General features: G+C 47.6%; 1 protein-coding gene. It reads left to right on the top strand.

What is annotated here, in order from left to right; translation table 11 throughout:
- On the top strand, positions 1-758 hold a 758-nt coding region (locus A3761_RS07400), incomplete at both ends, for a lysophospholipid acyltransferase family protein (protein WP_068750054.1).

Genomic DNA, 758 nt, shown 5'->3' on the forward strand with positions numbered 1-758 from the left:
AGCCTTGGTTTAAGCAAAGCCCAGGCTCTCGGTCGTTTTATTGGTCGGATTCTATGGATGGGCGACTCCGAGACCACACGTGTCACCAAAGAAAATATCTCGCATTGTTATCCCGAGCTATCAGAAAGCGACCAGAGAGAGCTAACACGGCGCAGTCTACTTGAAACCGGTATGTTATTTGCCGAATTTGGAGTGATGTGGGAATGGCCCACTGAAAAGACTTTGAATTTAATTCGCTCGGTTGAAGGTAAAGAGCACCTTGACGCGATATTTGAAAAGGGTAAAGGAGCGATTGTATTGGCGCCTCATCATGGAAATTGGGAGCTAGTTGGTTTGTATTTATCAACGCTTCGACCGATGGCTGCTCTATACAAACCGCCTAAAATAAAAGCCTTGGAAGAATATATGTCTTCGGTGCGAGGTCGTCATGGTTCTGAGTTAGTGCCAACCAATAGGCGGGGCGTTATTCGTTTGTTTTCTATCCTCTCGGATCAGGGGATGGTTGGTATTCTGCCAGACCAGGTGCCAGGCGGAACGGGCGGTGTTAATGCTCCTTTTATGGGAATAGAGGCTAATACGGTAAAGCTTGTATCTCGCTTGATTGGCCGCACTGGCTGTGAAGTCGTGAGCTTGTGTGCGATTCGCCGTCCCAAAGGGGATGGTTTTGATATGGTGTTCAAACCAGCTGATCCTGAGATATATAGTGACGATATCGCTACATCCGTCGCGGCATTGAATCGCTCAGTTGAAGCATGTAT

Source organism: Oleiphilus sp. HI0123, assembly GCF_001635315.1.